Source organism: Citrobacter freundii ATCC 8090 = MTCC 1658 = NBRC 12681 (assembly GCF_011064845.1).
GTDB classification, from domain to species: Bacteria; Pseudomonadota; Gammaproteobacteria; order Enterobacterales; family Enterobacteriaceae; genus Citrobacter; species Citrobacter freundii.
In genome coordinates this window covers 855588-873833 of sequence record NZ_CP049015.1, presented here as the reverse complement: position 1 = coordinate 873833, position 18246 = coordinate 855588, and the positions used below count along the sequence as shown (strand labels likewise).

Sequence of the window (18246 nt, the reverse complement as noted above, 5' to 3'; positions counted from 1 at the left end):
ATAAGCACAGCGCGATTTTTTTAGACGGTGAAGCCGAGCATCATCCCGGTATCTTCATGCTCTAACAGATGGCAGTGCGCCATATAGGCATGCTCTTTTGGCGCGTCATGGTCAAACTTAACCAATACCTCGCTCACGCCGCCTTCTACCCGCACCGTGTCCTTCCATCCCGCACGGTGTGCCGCAGGCGCTTTGCCATTCTCAGACAGAATGCGGAACTGCGTGCCGTGAATGTGGAACGGATGCAGCATCATGTCGCCCTGACCGGAAATCACCCAGCGTTCATGCTGCCCTTTTGCCGCGGCAAACATCGGTTTATTCATATCAAACGCCTGACCATTAATCCGGTTGGCATTATGGAAATCAAACGATCCGCCATGCTTCATGTTGCCCATGTTGCCATGCTGCATATTCCCCATCTCACCATGGTTCATATTGCCATGATTCATATTGCCGTGGTCCATATTGTCATTATTCATATGGCCCATCATCTTTCCATGATCCATACCCGCCATGGCCTGACCGCCGAATTTCTTCATCAGCATTTGCATGCCCATCATATCGAGCATCGGATCCATCGACAGCTGCAGCTTGCGCACCGTCAGACCTTCCAGTGACGGCAGCGATGGCATGGATGTCAGCGTATCCGGCAGCGTGCCGGAAGCGGTAATCAGCAGCGGCTGAACGCGCATCACCGGGTGCGGCTTATCAAATGGCGCAATTGCCATCCCCATCTGGCTGACCGGCAGAGTGACCAGATCAAAAGCTTTGCCGTCACTGACATCCACCAGCACTTCAAAGCGCTCGCCCATCAGCATAGGAAGCTCGGTCACTTTTACCGGTTCCGCCAACAGTCCACCGTCGCTGGCAATGACGTACAAAGGACGATTGTCGCTGGCCGCAATGTTCAGCGAGCGCGCGTTACAACCATTCAACAGACGCAGGCGCAGCCAGCCGCGCGGTGCGGCATGCTGAGGATAAATCGCCCCATTGGTCAGCAGCGTATCGCCAAACCAGCCGACTGCGGCGGTCATGATGTCCAGTTGATAATCAACCTGCCCATCAGCAGAGAACTGTTTGTCCTGAATAATTACCGGCACATCATCAATTCCCCACTGCTTAGGCAGCATCAGCTTGCGAATCTCTTCGTCTTCAATCAGCACCAGTCCGGCCAGCCCCATCGCTACCTGATGACCGGTCTTTCCATGCTGATGAGGGTGGAACCAGCAGGTTGCCGCGCGCTGATCCGGCGTGAAGGTCACTGAACGTTTCCCGCCCGCCGGGATTATGCCTTGCGGCCCACCGTCGACTTCACCAGGGATTTCCAGCCCGTGCCAGTGCAACGTCGTCTCTTCGGCAAGCTGGTTATGGATATCCACGTTCACCGATTGCCCTTTGTTCAGCTTGACCGCCGGTCCGAGCAGATTGCCGTTATATCCCCAGGTCGTGGCCGTCTTACCGGCAAAGTTTGACTGCCCGGCTTGCACGATCAGTTGGATGCGATTCGAAGCATCGGCGGTTAACAGATCAGGAATGGGTAAGGCGGGACGGTCGGCGGCAAATACGCTCCGGCTCCACAGAGGTAACGCTGACGCTACGCCCAGCGCCACGGAGTACTTTAAAAAATCACGACGTTGCATAATCACTTCCTTATATTCAGCAGCTTAAGCAGGCTATCTTTTAAGCATAAGCCTTCCCCTTACGGGAAGGTCAAGTGAACGGCTAATAATAAAGGTCGTCGCTTCGCTCGCAGTATGCTAACGTTTAAATTCCGTGATGCAGTGGTAGAAGCAATGAAGACGTTTTTCAGAACAGTTTTGTTCGGCAGCCTGATGGCCGTATGCGCAAACAGCTACGCGCTCAGCGAGTCCGAAGCCGAAGATATGGCCGATTTAACGGCAGTTTTTGTTTTTCTGAAAAATGACTGTGGATACCAGAATTTGCCTAATGGGCAGATCCGTCGCGCACTGGTCTTTTTTGCCCAGCAAAACCAGTGGGACCTGAGTAATTACGATACCTTCAATATGAAAGCGCTGGGTGAAGACAGCTACCGCGATCTCAGCGGTATCGGCATCCCCACGGCAAAGAAATGCAAAGCACTGGCGCGTGATTCTCTGAGCCTGCTGGCGTACGTGAAGTAACAGACATAGCGGAGCCCGCTGGCTCCGCATGAATTAACGCTGTTGCACAAATTCGCGGTATGCCGCCACAACCTGAAGAAAGTCCTCTACACCACAAAGCGAAAAACTTTCTTCGTCGTAATAGCTCATCCCCTCTTCCATCTCATCTCCAGAGAACTCCAACTGATTAGCGCGAACCATCACTTCTTCGCCATCCAGCCAGAGCGTGTATTCATGCCCTGCTCGCTGCCAGGAGCGCTCACTGCCCTTAACCGCACGCGCCGCCTGCTCCACTTCATCAAGTAAGGCCAGGTTTTCTTTCACTTCTTCATTAAACCAGTGCCCCACCACCTCGTGGCCCATGGACATACGCACTTTTACCACCCCGGTAATATCGCGCAGAAATTCGTAATCCATAATGTCTTCCTCTACTCCCGGCAATGCGCCAATACCGCATCGCGCCTTGCTGTAATTATCGCAGCAGCGCGGCAGAAAAAAAGCGTAGTGGGTATAAGGAATAGAAATAAAAATGCCCGGAGAAGCAGACTTCTTCGGGCATTGATGTGTTTTTACACAAAACGCGTTAGCGCATTACACCGCGGTCTGGAAAATCACACCATCGGCTTTCTCCGTATACTGAGACAGCTGGTCGAAGTTCAGATAACGGTAAGTATCCACGGCAGTTTTATCCACCTGCGCCACATAGGTCTGGTACTCTTCCGCCGTCGGCAGTTTGCCAATCAGCGCCGCAACCGCCGCCAGCTCCGCAGAAGCCAGGTAGACGTTTGCCCCGGTACCTAAACGGTTCGGGAAGTTACGAGTAGAGGTCGAGACCACCGTTGCGCCGTCGGCGACACGCGCCTGGTTACCCATGCACAGAGAGCAGCCTGGGATTTCGATACGCGCACCGCTCTTACCGAACACGCTGTAATAACCTTCTTCGGTCAGCTGTGCCGCATCCATACGGGTTGGCGGAGCCACCCACAGACGTGTCGGCAGTTGGCCTTTGTGCGCATCCAGCAGCTTACCTGCGGCACGGAAGTGGCCGATGTTAGTCATGCAGGAGCCGATGAACACTTCGTCGATCTTCTCACCCTGTACGTCAGACAGCAGACGCGCGTCGTCCGGATCGTTCGGTGCACACAAGATTGGTTCTTTGATGTCAGCCAGGTCAATGTCGATCACCGCCGCGTATTCTGCGTCAGCGTCGGCTTCCAGCAACTGCGGATCCGCCAGCCATTTTTCCATGCCCTGCACACGACGTTCCAGCGTACGACGGTCGCCGTAGCCTTCCGCGATCATCCACTTCAGCAGAACGATGTTAGAGTTCAGATACTCAATGATCGGCTCTTTGTTCAGCTTGATGGTACAGCCCGCAGCAGAACGCTCTGCGGAAGCATCGGTCAGTTCGAACGCCTGCTCCACTTTGAGATCCGGCAGACCTTCGATTTCAAGGATGCGGCCAGAGAAGATGTTCTTCTTACCTTTCTTCTCAACGGTCAGTAGACCCTGTTTGATCGCGTACAGCGGAATGGCGTGAACCAGGTCACGCAGAGTGATACCCGGCTGCATTTTACCTTTGAAGCGCACCAGTACCGATTCCGGCATATCCAGCGGCATCACGCCGGTCGCTGCAGCAAACGCCACCAAACCAGAACCTGCCGGGAAGGAGATCCCGATAGGGAAACGGGTATGGGAGTCACCACCGGTACCTACGGTATCCGGCAGCAGCATACGGTTCAGCCAGGAGTGGATAACACCATCGCCCGGACGCAGGGAAACACCACCACGGTTCATGATGAAGTCTGGCAGCGTGTGGTGCGTGGTCACGTCAACCGGCTTCGGATAGGCAGCGGTGTGACAGAAGGACTGCATCACCAGGTCAGCTGAGAAGCCCAGGCACGCCAGGTCTTTCAGTTCGTCACGGGTCATTGGACCGGTGGTATCCTGAGATCCCACGGAGGTCATCTTCGGTTCGCAGTACGCGCCCGGACGGATACCTTTCACGCCGCAGGCGCGGCCAACCATTTTCTGTGCCAGGGAGAAGCCACGGCTGCTTTCCGCCACGTCTTTCGCCTGACGGAAGACGTCTGAGTGCGGCAGACCCAGCGCTTCGCGCGCTTTGGTGGTCAGGCCACGACCGATGATCAACGGAATACGACCACCGGCACGTACTTCGTCGATCAGGACATCGGTTTTCAGCTCAAAGCTGGCCAGCAGTTCGCCTGTTTCGTGGTTGCGTACTTCGCCTTTGAACGGGTAAACGTCAATCACGTCGCCCATGTTCATGTTCGACACGTCCACTTCAATCGGCAGTGCGCCCGCATCTTCCATGGTGTTGAAGAAGATAGGTGCAATTTTGCCGCCGAGGCACAGGCCGCCGCCGCGCTTGTTCGGCACATGAGGAATGTCGTCACCCATGAACCACAGCACGGAGTTGGTCGCGGATTTACGCGAAGAACCGGTACCGACAACATCACCCACATAAGCCAGCGGGTAACCTTTTTTCTGCAATTCTTCGATCTGTTTGATCGGGCCAACTACGCCCGGCTGATCCGGTTCGATACCTTCACGGGCGTTTTTCAGCATCGCCAGCGCGTGCAGCGGGATATCTGGGCGGGACCATGCGTCCGGTGCCGGAGAAAGGTCATCGGTGTTGGTTTCACCGGTCACTTTAAAGACGGTAACGGTGATTTTTTCAGCCAGAGCCGGACGGTTCAGGAACCATTCGGCATCGGCCCAGGATTGCATTACCTGCTTCGCATATTCGTTGCCCGCTTTGGCTTTTTCTTCCACATCGTAGAAGTTATCGAACATCAGCAGCGTTGAAGAGAGCGCTTTGGCGGCAATCGGTGCCAGTTTGGCGTCATCCAGCGCGTCGATCAGCGGATGAATGTTGTAACCACCCTGCATGGTGCCCAGCAGTTCAATGGCTTTTTCTGGAGTAACCAGCGGGGAGGTGGTGTCGCCTTTCGCGACGGCAGCGAGAAAACCAGCTTTAACATAAGCGGCTTCATCTACGCCAGGAGGAACACGGTTGATCAACAGGTCTAACAGGAATTCTTCTTCGCCCACAGGCGGGGTCTTCAGCAGCTCGACAAGTGCGGCCATTTGGGTTGCGTCTAAAGGTTTTGGCACAATCCCCTGGGCAGCACGCTCAGCTACGTGCTTACGGTATTCTTCTAGCACGACGATATCTCCTCGCTCTCATTGTCATAATGCGGCGCTTTTGTAGATGGGCGATTCTCTTCACGCTCCTGTGAGACAGTAGTTAGTAGGGTAAATGCCCGGTACCGCATAAGGCACAATAACAGGATTTTCATTAAGTGTTAATCCGTTTACAAAAAAGCAACATAAAAAATTGGCTGAATCGTTAAGAATGGTGTAGCGGCAAGGAGGAACGCAATTCAGGCTACCTAAAACCACCCTGAAACGGTTGATTTTCAAGCGCGAGATGCTGGATTTTCCAGCGACTTTTCAGCCATCAGATATAATTGTGTAATAAATCCTCACACTCTTTTTCCGGACCTACCGGGTGAATCCCCAATAAAAGTCAAAACTGTCTAACACGGGTGAATAATACTCGCGGCAACAGGAACGCCTCACGGCACAGCGCTTGTCTCGTTGGAGTCATTTTATGAAGTTGCCCCTTAAGCCACATCTGCTTGTCCTTTTGTGCAGTGTCGGGCTGTTTGCCGCCTCAGGCGTGATGTTCGTTAAAAGTCGTGCTACGGAGCCTGCGGCTCCGGCCCCCGTTGCACAGCAACCGTCAGCACCGGCTCCAGCGCCAATAGCGGCCCCTGCCCCGGCCGACCAAACAGCGCCCGTCGTGGCACCAACCTACTCGGCAGCACAAATCGATCAGTGGGTTGCACCTATCGCACTCTATCCAGACTCGCTGCTGTCGCAAATTTTGATGGCCTCAACCTATCCGGCTAACGTCATCCAGGCCGCACAGTGGTCAAAAGACAATCCCAAAATGCAGGGCGATGCCGCCATTCAGGCCGTTGCCAGCCAGCCCTGGGATCCCAGCGTGAAATCGCTGGTCGCCTTTCCTCAGTTGATGTCGCTGATGGGTGAAAATCCGCCGTGGGTACAAAGTCTGGGCGATGCTTTCCTTGCGCAGCCAAAAGATGTTATGGATTCCGTTCAACGCCTGCGTGCACTGGCGCAACAGACCGGTGCGTTGCAATCGACACCGCAGCAGACAGTCACCACGAGTGTGAAAAATGTGCCTCCTCCTCGTACCCAAACTCAAGAAGGAGTAACAGTTCAATCGACGGCCCCACCGGCTCCAACGGTAATCAAAATTGAATCCGCCGATCCGCAGGTGGTGTACGTTCCTACCTATAACCCGAATACGGTTTACGGTACCTGGCCGAACACCGCCTATCCGCCAACCTATCTGCCGCCAACGCCCGGTGAGCAGTTTGGTAACAGCTTCGTTAATGGTTTAGGCTTCAGCCTCGGTGTTGCCACAACTTATGCCATCTTCAGCAACATCGACTGGGATGACGACGACGATCACCATCATAATGATGACTGGGATAACCATGGCGGCTATAACCGTAATGGTGATAACAACATCAATATTAACGTTGATAACTTTAATAAAATCAGTGGGCAACGACTGACAGACGCCAACCGTACCTGGCAGCACAACCCGGCCTATCGTGAGGGTGTGCCATACCCAAATAACCAGCTCAATAACCGCTTCCACTCCACTAACACGGCTACAGGTTTAAGTTCAACCCAGCAAAGACCGGTCAACCGTGATAGCCAACGCCAGGCTGCGATGAGCCAAATGGAAAAATCAACGGGAAAAACATTCCCGCAGACGGCGCGTACGGGCACGAAAGACGCCCAGCGTCAGGCATCCAGCCAACAGCTGAAGCAAATTTCCCAACGTAATAACTACCGTGGTTACGATACCAAACCGCAAACCGCGAAACGGACAAGCACACAGCAACGTGAGAATCGTCAGGCAGTCGCCCAGCGACAGGAGAAACGGGTCACGCAACCGGCGCAGCAGCGCAATCTTCAACAACGGACCAGCCAGCCACGCGCCAATGCGCTGAGCGGGAACGACAGTCGCTCCGCCAACTGGCAGGCGCAGCAACAGCGGGGGGCACAGAGCCGGCAGGTCGCCCGTAATCAGCCATCGCGCCAGCCTTCTGGCGGGCGTGCTGAACACCGTGAATTCCGTCATCGTTAAGGGAACCGACATGAAAAATAAACTACTCAGTGGAATGGTGTTGTTCATGGTTTCGGCTGCCGCGATGGCACAACAATCCTTCAGCACACCAGACCAGGCGACCGATGCGCTGGCAAACGCGATTAGTGAGCAAAATGAAAGTGCAATGAGCAACCTGCTCGGGGAAAACTGGCGTGATTTTCTACCGCCAGAAGGCGTCGATCCTGATGCGGTTGATCGTTTCCTGCGCGACTGGAAGGTTCGCCATAATACCGTTGTCGACGGCAATACCGCGCATCTGGTGGTCGGGGATAGCGACTGGCAACTGCCAATCCCGGTCGTCAAAAACGCTTCAGGCTGGCAATTTGATATCAAGGAAGCGGCCGAAGAGATCCTGACCCGTGAGATTGGACGTAACGAACTCGCGGCTATCGAGGCGTTACACGCTTATGTAGACGCCCAGCAGAGCTATTTTGCGATGAACCAGAAATACGCGCAAAAGATTGTCAGTTCTGAAGGGAAAAAGGATGGTCTGTACTGGCCTGTTTCGCCCGGCGAAGCGCCAAGCCCGCTCGGTCCGGCCTTTAGTCCACAGGAACCTGGCACGGGCTATCACGGCTATCATTTTCGTATCCTTCCCGACAAAACCAGCGGTTTTGCCATGGTGGCCTGGCCTGTTAGCTATGATCACACCGGCGTGATGAGTTTTATGATTAACGGTGATGATAAAGTCTATCAGGCCGATCTCGGCGTTGATTCTCAGCAAAAAGCACAGGTGTTAACCACATTCCATCCGGATAAAACCTGGCAGCCCGTAGCGCCCTGATACCAATTCGAAAGATAAGTTGGCCGGGTAAGGCGTAGTCGCCCCCCGGCAACCCACAGCAAATTACAGGATGTTAGCGACAGATTTCGCCAACTGAGCTTCCAGAACCGGCTTCGCTTCTTCGAACTTCAGATTCACTTTGTTAGCATTAGACACGACGCGAGTCTGATATTTTGCACGATCGCCTTGCGCGCTGCTGGTTTGCAACTTGATACCGGATGTCCCTTGACGCAACGCCGCAACGTTATCCGTTGTCACTTTCGCTTTGCTGCGTTCAGAGATCTGCAGGTCAGTGACCATGGTGTAGTTTACATCTTCCACCATCGCATCCGCAGCCATGCCGATCAGCCCCGCCGCGATACCAACACCCAGCGCCGCACCAGAGGAGTTGCTATTGTAGGCGGTAATCCCCGCACCCAACGCTGCGCCCATCGCGGCACCTTCATAACCCGTTTTCAGGAAGCCCTGAGCTTCACGCAGATCCATTTTGTCCGCTTTCAATACGTTCGCCTGTACCCAGTAATAAGCGCTGTCTGGTGAGCTGGTCACCTTATAACCTTTCGCGGACAGGTCATTTGCCAGCAGAGTTTGCAGGTTACTCATGTCTTTGTCAGAGGTATTTTTTACCTGAATGTAGACGGTCTTCTCGCTGGAAGGCTCCAGCCAGATGGTTTCACTCATCTGCGTTTTCACTTCAAGGTTACGTTTTTTAACGGCGGTGGTCATCGCGCCACAACCGGTCAGTGTCATTGTCGCGACAATCATGCCAACAACCGCGATTTTTTTTAAAGACATGTATTTTCCTTTTTTCGTGTAATAGAGAGTCCAGAGCCTCTTAACCGCGCGGCCAGTAGCCACACAATGGCGAAAAAAGTATCGGCAGTTGCGCAATTTTTTTTAGTGGAGATATCAATAAGATGACTACCAGAACTGGTAGCTTTCGGGAAAAAAAACGCCTCCGAAGAGGCGTTTTCACAAAAGCGGGAAAATTACTTTTTCTTCGCTTTCGGGTTCGGCAGGTCGGTGATGCTACCTTCGAACACTTCAGCTGCCAGACCAACGGACTCGTGCAGAGTCGGGTGAGCGTGGATGGTCAGCGCGATGTCTTCAGCGTCACAGCCCATTTCGATCGCCAGACCAATTTCACCCAGCAGCTCGCCGCCGTTGGTACCGACAATCGCACCACCGATCACACGGTGAGATTCTTTGTCGAAAATCAGTTTGGTCATACCGTCTGCGCAGTCAGAAGCGATAGCACGGCCAGAAGCAGCCCACGGGAAGGTGGCGGTTTCGTAGCTGATGCCTTTTTCTTTCGCTTCTTTCTCAGTCAGGCCAACCCATGCAACTTCTGGTTCAGTGTACGCGATGGATGGAATAACTTTCGGATCGAAGTAGTGTTTCTTACCGGCGATAACTTCAGCGGCAACGTGACCTTCGTGAACACCTTTGTGCGCCAGCATCGGCTGACCGACGATATCGCCGATAGCAAAGATGTGAGGCACGTTGGTGCGCAACTGTTTGTCAACGCGGATGAAGCCACGGTCATCAACTTCAACGCCAGCTTTGCCCGCGTCGAGGTTTTTACCGTTCGGTACACGACCGATAGCTACCAGCACAGCATCGTAACGCTGAGCTTCGGCAGGGGCTTTTTTGCCTTCCATGGAAACGTAGATACCGTCTTCTTTCGCTTCAACGGCGGTCACTTTGGTTTCCAGCATCAGGTTGAATTTCTTGCTGATGCGCTTGGTGAAGACTTTAACCACGTCTTTGTCGGCAGCTGGGATAACCTGGTCGAACATTTCAACCACGTCGATCTCTGAACCCAGTGCATGGTACACGGTACCCATTTCCAGACCGATAATACCGCCGCCCATAACCAGCAGGCGCTTAGGAACAGTTTTCAGTTCCAGCGCGTCAGTGGAGTCCCACACGCGCGGATCTTCGTGCGGAATGAACGGCAGTTCGATCGGACGGGAACCCGCCGCGATGATCGCGTTGTCGAAGTTGATTACGGTTTTGCCGTTTTCGCCTTCAACTTCCAGGGTGTTCGCCCCGGTAAATTTACCCAGACCGTTAACCACTTTCACTTTACGGCCTTTGGCCATACCAGCCAGACCGCCAGTCAGTTGAGTGATAACTTTTTCTTTCCAGGTACGAATCTTGTCGATATCGGTTTTCGGCTCGCCAAAAACGATACCGTGTTCAGCCAGCGCTTTGGCTTCTTCGATAACTTTTGCTACGTGCAGCAGCGCTTTAGAAGGGATACAGCCGACGTTCAGACAAACACCACCGAGGGTGCTGTAACGTTCTACGATGACGGTCTCCAGACCTAAATCTGCGCAACGGAAGGCAGCAGAGTAACCTGCAGGGCCTGCCCCAAGTACCACGACCTGAGTTTTGATTTCAGTGCTCATCATGACCTCTTAATTTATACCCGTCGTCCACCGGGTCGTTCTATCCGCCCGTATTTTACAAAATTGTTAACAATTTTGAAACAACAAACGGCAACCGATTTGTCTTTCGCACAATAACCTCACTGACTTCATGAGATTACCAGAAAAAAGCCGGCCGTCGGGCCGGCTTTTTCGCTTACATCACCAGGCGGCGAATGTCAGACAGCATGTTGTTGATGATGGTGATAAAGCGCGCACCATCCGCACCGTCAATTACACGGTGGTCGAAGGAGAGCGAAATCGGCATCATCAGACGTGGCATAAACTCTTTACCGTTCCACACTGGCTCCATAGAGGACTTGGAGACACCGAGGATAGCCACTTCCGGCGCGTTCACAATCGGCGCGAAGTGGGTAGTACCCAGGCCACCGATGCTGGAGATGGTGAAGCAACCGCCCTGCATTTCGCCAGCAGTCAGCTTGCCATCACGCGCTTTCTTGGAGATCACGGTCAGTTCACGAGACAGCTCGGTAATGCTCTTCTTGTTCACGTCTTTGAAGACCGGAACAACCAGGCCATTCGGAGTATCAACCGCTACACCGATGTTGATGTATTTCTTCAGGGTCAGGCGCTGACCGTCTTCAGACAGGGAGCTGTTGAAGCGCGGCATCTGTTCCAGAGCTGCGGCAACGGCTTTCATGATGAAGACTACTGGGGTGAATTTCACGTCCAGTTTACGTTTTTCAGCTTCGGCGTTCTGCTGTTTACGGAACGCTTCCAGATCGGTGATATCGGTCTTATCGAAGTGAGTAACGTGCGGGATCATCACCCAGTTACGGCTCAGGTTAGCACCAGAGATTTTCTGGATACGGCCCAGTTCCACTTCTTCGATTTCACCAAACTTGCTGAAGTCCACTTTCGGCCAAGGCAGCATGCCCGGGATACCGCCGCCTGCTGCTGCAGCCGGAGCCGCTTCAGCACGCTTGATAGCGTCTTTCACGTAAGCCTGAACGTCTTCACGCAGGATACGACCTTTACGGCCAGAACCTTTCACTTTCGCCAGGTTCACACCGAATTCGCGCGCCAGGCGACGAATCAGCGGTGTTGCATGAACGTAAGCGTCGTTTTCAGCAAACTCAGATTTGCCTTCCGCTTTCGCGGCCGGAGCTGCGGCTTGCGCAGGCGCTGGTGCTGCGGCCGGAGCCGGAGCAGCTGCTTGTGCTGGAGCGGCTGCAGGTGCTGCGCCTTCGACTTCGAAGACCATAATCAGAGAACCGGTTTTAACTTTGTCACCAGTGCTGATTTTGATTTCTTTCACGGTGCCCGCGAACGGTGCCGGAACTTCCATTGACGCTTTATCGCCTTCAACGGTGATCAGTGACTGCTCAGCGGCAATTTTATCGCCCACTTTAACCATCACTTCAGTGACTTCGACTTCGTCACCGCCGATATCCGGTACGTTAACTTCTTTCGAGCCGGAAGCAGCCGGAGCCGCCGCTGCTGCTGGAGCAGCCGCCTGAGCCGGTGCTGCAGCAGGCGCTGCGCCCGCTACTTCGAAGACCATAATCAGGGAACCGGTAGACACTTTGTCGCCGGTGTTGATTTTGATCTCTTTAACGGTACCTGCGAACGGTGCCGGAACTTCCATTGACGCTTTGTCACCTTCAACGGTGATCAGAGACTGTTCAGCCGCAACGGTGTCACCCACTTTAACCATGATCTCGGTAACTTCAACTTCGTCGCCGCCGATGTCCGGTACGTGTACGTCTTTCGCCGCCGCAGCAGCAGGTGCTGCTGCCGGAGCCGCTTCTTTCTTCTCTTCTGCCGGAGCAGGTGCAGCTGCTGCTGCACCGTCGGCGGAATCGAAAATCATGATCAGTTTGCCGGTCTCAGTTTTATCGCCAACAGAGACTTTAATCTCTTTAACGATACCAGCCTGAGGAGACGGAACTTCCATAGAGGCTTTGTCGCCTTCTACGGTGATCAGCGACTGTTCAGCTTCAACTTTGTCGCCCACTTTGACCAGGATCTCGGTGATTTCAACTTCATCAGCCCCGATGTCCGGTACATTGATTTCGATAGCCATTATTCTTTTACCTCTTACGCCAGACGCGGGTTAACTTTATCTGCATCGATGTTGAATTTGGTGATTGCGTCTGCAACCACTTTCTTATCGATTTCGCCACGTTTAGCCAGTTCGCCCAGGGCCGCTACAACCACGTAGGAAGCATCAACTTCGAAGTGGTGACGCAGGTTTTCACGGCTGTCAGAGCGACCGAAACCGTCAGTACCCAGTACGCGATAATCATCAGCCGGTACATAAGTACGAACCTGTTCGGCAAACAGTTTCATATAGTCAGTAGATGCTACTGCCGGAGCGTCGTTCATCACCTGAGCGATGTACGGAACGCGCGGAGTTTCCATCGGGTGCAGCATGTTCCAGCGCTCACAATCCTGGCCATCACGCGCCAGTTCAGTGAAGGAGGTTACGCTGTAAACGTCAGACCCTACACCGTAGTCGTTCGCCAGGATCTGTGCTGCTTCACGGACGTGACGCAGGATAGAACCGGAGCCCAGCAGCTGAACTTTACCTTTCTTACCTTCGAGGGTTTCGAGTTTGTAGATACCTTTACGGATACCTTCCTCGGCACCTGCTGGCATTGCCGGCATGTGGTAGTTTTCGTTCAGCGTGGTGATGTAGTAGTAAACGTTCTCTTGTTTCTCACCGTACATACGCTCCAGACCATCGTGCATGATGACCGCAACTTCGTACGCGTAAGACGGATCGTAAGAGATACAGTTCGGGATAGTCAGAGACTGAATATGGCTGTGACCATCTTCGTGCTGCAGACCTTCACCGTTCAGCGTCGTACGACCGGAAGTACCACCAATCAGGAAGCCACGAGCCTGTTGGTCGCCTGCCTGCCAGCACAGGTCACCGATACGCTGGAACCCGAACATGGAGTAGTAGATGTAGAACGGAATCATCGGCAGATCGTTGGTGCTGTAAGAGGTCGCAGCAGCCAGCCAGGATGCGCCAGCACCCAGTTCGTTGATACCTTCCTGCAGGATCTGACCTTTCTCGTCTTCTTTATAGTAAGCAACCTGCTCACGGTCCTGCGGGGTGTACTGCTGACCGTTCGGGCTGTAGATACCGATCTGACGGAACAGACCTTCCATACCGAAAGTACGTGCTTCATCAGCGATGATCGGAACCAGACGATCTTTGATCGACTTGTTCTTCAGCATCACGTTCAGGGCACGAACGAAAGCGATAGTGGTGGAGATTTCTTTGTTCTGCTCTTCCAGCAGCGCACCGAAGTCTTCCAGAGCCGGCAGTTCCAGCTTCTCAGTGAAGTTCGGCTGACGAGCTGGCAGGTAGCCATGCAGTTTCTGACGCTGAGCGTGCAGATAAGTGTGCTCTTCAGAACCTTCCGGGAAGGTGATGTAAGACAGGTTTTCAACCTGCTCATCGGTCACAGGAACGTTGAAACGGTCGCGGATATAACGCACGCCGTCCATGTTCATTTTCTTAACCTGGTGAGCGATGTTTTTACCTTCAGCGGTGTCACCCATGCCGTAACCTTTGATGGTATGGGCGAGGATTACAGTTGCTTTGCCTTTGGTTTCCTGCGCTTTTTTCAGTGCAGCGTAAACTTTCTTCGGATCGTGACCACCGCGGTTCAGAGACCAAATCTGCTCATCAGTCCAGTCAGCAACCAGTGCTGCGGTTTCCGGGTATTTACCGAAGAAGTGCTCACGTACATATGCGCCATCTTTGGATTTGAAGGTCTGGTAGTCGCCGTCAACGGTTTCGTTCATCAGCTGGATCAGTTTACCGCTGGTGTCTTTACGCAGCAGCTCATCCCAACGACCGCCCCACATGACTTTGATAACGTTCCAGCCAGCGCCCGCGAAGATGCCTTCCAGTTCGTTAACAATCTTGCCGTTACCGGTTACCGGGCCGTCAAGACGCTGCAGGTTACAGTTGATAACAAAGACCAGGTTGTCCAGTTTTTCACGGGTCGCGATGGTGATCGCACCTTTTGATTCTGGCTCATCCATCTCGCCGTCGCCCAGGAAGGCGTAAACGGTTTGTTTAGAGGTATCTTTCAGACCACGGTGTTCCAGATATTTCAGGAATTTAGCCTGGTAGATAGCACCGATTGGGCCCAGACCCATAGATACGGTCGGGAACTGCCAGAATTCTGGCATCAGTTTCGGGTGCGGGTAGGAAGACAGGCCTTTGCCATGTACTTCCTGACGGAAGTTGTTCATCTGCTCTTCAGTCAGACGACCTTCCAGGAATGCGCGTGCGTAGATGCCCGGAGAGATGTGACCCTGGAAGTACACCAGATCGCCGCCATCTTGCTCGTTGCGTGCACGGAAGAAGTGGTTGAAGCAAACATCATATACCGTTGCGGAGGACTGGAAGGATGCCATGTGGCCACCCAGCTCGAGGTCCTTTTTAGACGCGCGCAGTACGGTCATGATGGCGTTCCAACGGATAGCAGAACGAATACGACGTTCCAGCTCCAGATTGCCCGGGTATTCCGGTTCATCTTCAACGGCAATAGTGTTTACATAATTGCTGGCCCCTGCACCTGCCGCTACTTTCACGCCGCCTTTGCGGGCTTCTGAAAGCAGTTGGTCGATCAGATACTGAGCACGCTCAACACCTTCTTCACGGATGACCGATTCGATCGCCTGTAGCCAGTCGCGAGTTTCGATCGGATCCACGTCATTTGGGAAACGTTCTGACATGGGGGTATTCCTTATCTATCTAATACGTTGAGTTATCTGGAACCTGTCCCATTACGTTCTCGCCAGAGAGCGTAATAAGACAGGTTCTGCGTTTAGTTGCCGCGCACTTTATATGGCGCTTGATTTACAACATCTTCTGGTTAACGTTCTGCCAGAAAAATCACTAATTCTTTCGTTGCTCCAGACGGCGTAAGGCGCGTTCACGACGGCTTTCCTCACGGCTTCTGTCCAGCAGAATCTCTTCGATAAACGCCAAGTGACGGTGGGACGCTTCACGCGCCTCTTCCGGCTTCCCGGCAATAATTGCTTCAAAAATACGGGTACGGTGACTGCTAACCAGTGGCAGCATTTCACGACGCGCATACAGCAATTCGAAGTTTTGCCGAACGTTCTGGGCCAGCATCGGCTCCATACACCTTAGCAAATGGAGCAGCACCACATTATGTGCCGCTTCGGTGACAGCAATTTGATACTGGAGTACTGCATCAGATTCACCGTCAAGATCGCCGGACTGTTGAGCAAGCTCGATCGCATGGTGGAGTTCACGGATACGCGTTTTGTCTTCATCCGTGCTGCGCAGTGCAGCGTAATAAGCTGCAATACCTTCCAGCGCATGGCGCGTCTCAAGCAGGTCAAACTGGGATTCAGGATGGTCGGAGAGCAGCTCTACCAGTGGGTCGCTAAAGCTCTGCCACAGGCTGCTCTGAACAAAAGTGCCACCGCCCTGACGACGAAGCAGTAACCCCTTCGCTTCAAGGCGTTGGATCGCCTCGCGTAAGGAGGGGCGGGAGACGTCGAACTGTTTTGCCAGCTCGCGTTCCGGTGGGAGTTTTTCTCCGGGGCGAAGTGTCCCCTCAAGAATTAAAAACTCCAGCTGCTGCTCAATCACATCGGAGAGTTTTGGTTGGCGGATTTTGCTGTAGGCCATGATTTCCTGTCTTAAGCCATTTGCCCGGAGTCAATTGGTCTTACCAATTTCATGTTCTTGACGCTAAAGTAACAAAGTATTCACCTTCTGTCCATACAGGTTTTGATTGAAATCAGTAAAGGAGGCATATTTTAACAACATTACAGAAATAACGTTTCAAACATGTAACTATGCACAAATGTTAAATTTACCCACCTCGAGGTAGTTTTAACGGAATTGAAACGAAAAATTATCTCATCTGAACCGATTCACCTGCTTATTTATCGATACTTAAATCACTATTAATGAATAGAAATTCAAAATGGAAATTTTGTGGTAGATAAACTCGCATTTACAAATGGTTTCTTTTTATTCAACTCTTCATCTTCCCCGCATAAAGCAGGTGCATTCGCGCTCGCATATCATTATTCTGATCAAGACAAAAGTATTAAGGCAACATTTTATCAAAAGCATCTGTAAACAAATTAATACAACAAACGGAATTGCAAACTTACACACGCATTGCTGCGTAGTTCAAAAAATAAGTACTCGAAATATGAAGAGTAAAACCACACACGAGGTTTCATGATGGAAAGTCAACAGCATGGCGATCAGCTCAAGCGCGGTCTTAAGAACCGCCATATACAGCTAATCGCGCTGGGTGGCGCGATTGGTACCGGGTTATTCCTCGGTAGCGCATCCGTTATCCAGTCTGCAGGACCGGGTATTATTCTGGGTTACGCTATTGCCGGCTTTATCGCCTTTTTGATTATGCGTCAGTTAGGTGAAATGGTGGTTGAAGAGCCGGTAGCAGGCTCCTTTAGCCACTTTGCTTATAAATACTGGGGCAGTTTCGCGGGTTTCGCCTCTGGCTGGAACTACTGGGTACTGTACGTGCTGGTTGCCATGGCTGAGCTGACTGCAGTCGGTAAATATATCCAGTTCTGGTACCCGGAGATCCCAACCTGGGCCTCTGCTGCAGCCTTCTTCGTGATTATCAACGCCATTAACCTGACCAACGTGAAAGTGTTTGGTGAGATGGAGTTCTGGTTCGCCATTATTAAAGTCATTGCTGTCGTCGCGATGATCATCTTCGGCGGCTGGCTACTATTCAGCGGCAACGGCGGGCCGCAGGCCAGCGTCAGCAACCTGTGGAACCAGGGGGGCTTCCTGCCGCATGGCTTCACCGGTCTGGTGATGATGATGGCGATTATCATGTTCTCTTTCGGTGGACTGGAGCTGGTTGGGATCACCGCAGCAGAAGCGGATAACCCGGAGCAAAGCATTCCCAAAGCAACCAACCAGGTTATCTACCGTATCCTGATTTTCTATGTGGGTTCGCTGGCGGTTCTGCTTTCCCTGATGCCGTGGACGCGCGTTACGGCTGATACCAGCCCGTTTGTCCTTATTTTCCACGAACTGGGCGACACGTTTGTTGCTAATGCCCTGAACATCGTGGTGCTGACTGCCGCCCTTTCTGTCTATAACAGCTGTGTGTACTGCAACAGCCGTATGCTGTTCGGTCTGGCACAGCAGGGCAATGCGCCGAAAGCGCTGATGAACGTCGACAAGCGCGGCGTGCCGGTGAACACCATTCTGGTTTCCGCACTGGTGACGGCTCTGTGCGTGCTGATCAACTACCTGGCGCCAGAATCTGCCTTTGGCCTGTTGATGGCGCTGGTAGTTTCCGCACTGGTGATCAACTGGGCAATGATTAGCCTTGCGCACATGAAGTTCCGCAAAGCCAAACAGCAGCAGGGTGTTACCACCCGCTTCCCGGCGCTACTCTATCCGCTGGGTAACTGGGTGTGCCTGATTTTCATGGCTGCAGTACTGGTGATTATGCTGATGACGCCGGGCATGGCGATCTCGGTGTACTTAATCCCGGTATGGATTGCTATTCTTGGCATTGGTTACCTGTTCAAACAGAAAACGGCCGGCACGGTTAAAGCACATTAATTTTTCCTCCCCCACCTGCGCCAGGTGGGGGTTGTTACCTGCCTCACACTTTCCCACTCACGACTGTTTAGTCCATATCAGCG

At 52.9% G+C, this 18246-nt stretch carries 12 protein-coding genes; 4 read left to right on the top strand and 8 right to left on the bottom strand.

Annotated elements, in window-relative coordinates; genetic code table 11:
- Positions 1-20: 20 nt before the first annotated feature.
- Positions 21-1640 carry a multicopper oxidase CueO gene (cueO, locus tag G4551_RS04200; RefSeq protein ID WP_003837475.1) on the bottom strand — a complete coding sequence of 540 codons (1620 nt, stop codon included), beginning with the start codon at positions 1638-1640 and terminating at the stop codon, positions 21-23.
- Between the two features lie 153 nt (positions 1641-1793).
- On the opposite strand from cueO, the gene G4551_RS04195 reads away from it, so the two are divergent.
- A complete protein-coding gene (locus tag G4551_RS04195) occupies positions 1794-2141 on the top strand; it encodes a YacC family pilotin-like protein (RefSeq protein WP_003018667.1) in 348 nt (115 codons plus the stop codon).
- 33 nt (positions 2142-2174) lie between these two features.
- Here the strand turns inward: G4551_RS04195 and yacL are convergent, their stop codons facing one another.
- Together yacL and acnB are read right to left on the bottom strand one after the other, a co-directional pair.
- Positions 2175-2537: a protein YacL gene (gene yacL / locus G4551_RS04190; RefSeq protein ID WP_003018670.1), complete on the bottom strand. Its 363-nt coding sequence runs from the start codon at positions 2535-2537 to the stop codon at positions 2175-2177.
- A 174-nt stretch (positions 2538-2711) separates the two neighbouring features.
- The gene (acnB, locus tag G4551_RS04185; RefSeq protein ID WP_003837471.1) at positions 2712-5309 is read right to left on the bottom strand and encodes a bifunctional aconitate hydratase 2/2-methylisocitrate dehydratase; all 2598 of its coding nucleotides are present in this window, start codon (positions 5307-5309) and stop codon (positions 2712-2714) included.
- A gap of 448 nt (positions 5310-5757) precedes the next feature.
- Between acnB and G4551_RS04180 the strand changes: the two genes are divergently transcribed.
- Both G4551_RS04180 and G4551_RS04175 read left to right on the top strand, forming a co-directional pair.
- Positions 5758-7335 (top strand): DUF3300 domain-containing protein, encoded by a 1578-nt coding sequence (locus tag G4551_RS04180; protein ID WP_003837469.1) that lies wholly within the window; start codon positions 5758-5760, stop codon positions 7333-7335.
- Between the two features lie 10 nt (positions 7336-7345).
- A complete protein-coding gene (locus tag G4551_RS04175; protein WP_003837467.1) occupies positions 7346-8140 on the top strand; it encodes a DUF2950 family protein in 795 nt (264 codons plus the stop codon).
- A gap of 63 nt (positions 8141-8203) precedes the next feature.
- Here G4551_RS04175 and traT read toward each other — a convergent pair whose 3' ends face one another.
- From traT to pdhR, 5 genes are all read right to left on the bottom strand, one after another.
- A complete protein-coding gene (traT, locus tag G4551_RS04170; RefSeq protein WP_003837465.1) occupies positions 8204-8935 on the bottom strand; it encodes a complement resistance protein TraT in 732 nt (243 codons plus the stop codon).
- 194 nt (positions 8936-9129) lie between these two features.
- Entirely contained in the window at positions 9130-10554 is a 1425-nt protein-coding gene (gene lpdA, locus G4551_RS04165) for a dihydrolipoyl dehydrogenase (RefSeq protein WP_003018686.1), read from the bottom strand.
- A 175-nt stretch (positions 10555-10729) separates the two neighbouring features.
- Positions 10730-12619, bottom strand: coding sequence for a pyruvate dehydrogenase complex dihydrolipoyllysine-residue acetyltransferase (aceF, locus tag G4551_RS04160; RefSeq protein WP_003018689.1), 1890 nt, complete (start codon positions 12617-12619; stop codon positions 10730-10732).
- 14 nt (positions 12620-12633) lie between these two features.
- Positions 12634-15297 carry a pyruvate dehydrogenase (acetyl-transferring), homodimeric type gene (aceE, locus tag G4551_RS04155; protein WP_003837462.1) on the bottom strand — a complete coding sequence of 888 codons (2664 nt, stop codon included), beginning with the start codon at positions 15295-15297 and terminating at the stop codon, positions 12634-12636.
- 163 nt (positions 15298-15460) lie between these two features.
- On the bottom strand, positions 15461-16225 hold the full coding sequence (gene pdhR, locus G4551_RS04150; protein ID WP_003018699.1) for a pyruvate dehydrogenase complex transcriptional repressor PdhR: 765 nt from the start codon (positions 16223-16225) through the stop codon (positions 15461-15463).
- Between the two features lie 564 nt (positions 16226-16789).
- Here pdhR and aroP point away from each other — a divergent pair.
- Positions 16790-18163 (top strand): aromatic amino acid transporter AroP, encoded by a 1374-nt coding sequence (gene aroP / locus G4551_RS04145; protein ID WP_085951556.1) that lies wholly within the window; start codon positions 16790-16792, stop codon positions 18161-18163.
- The last annotated feature ends 83 nt before the right edge of the window (positions 18164-18246 follow it).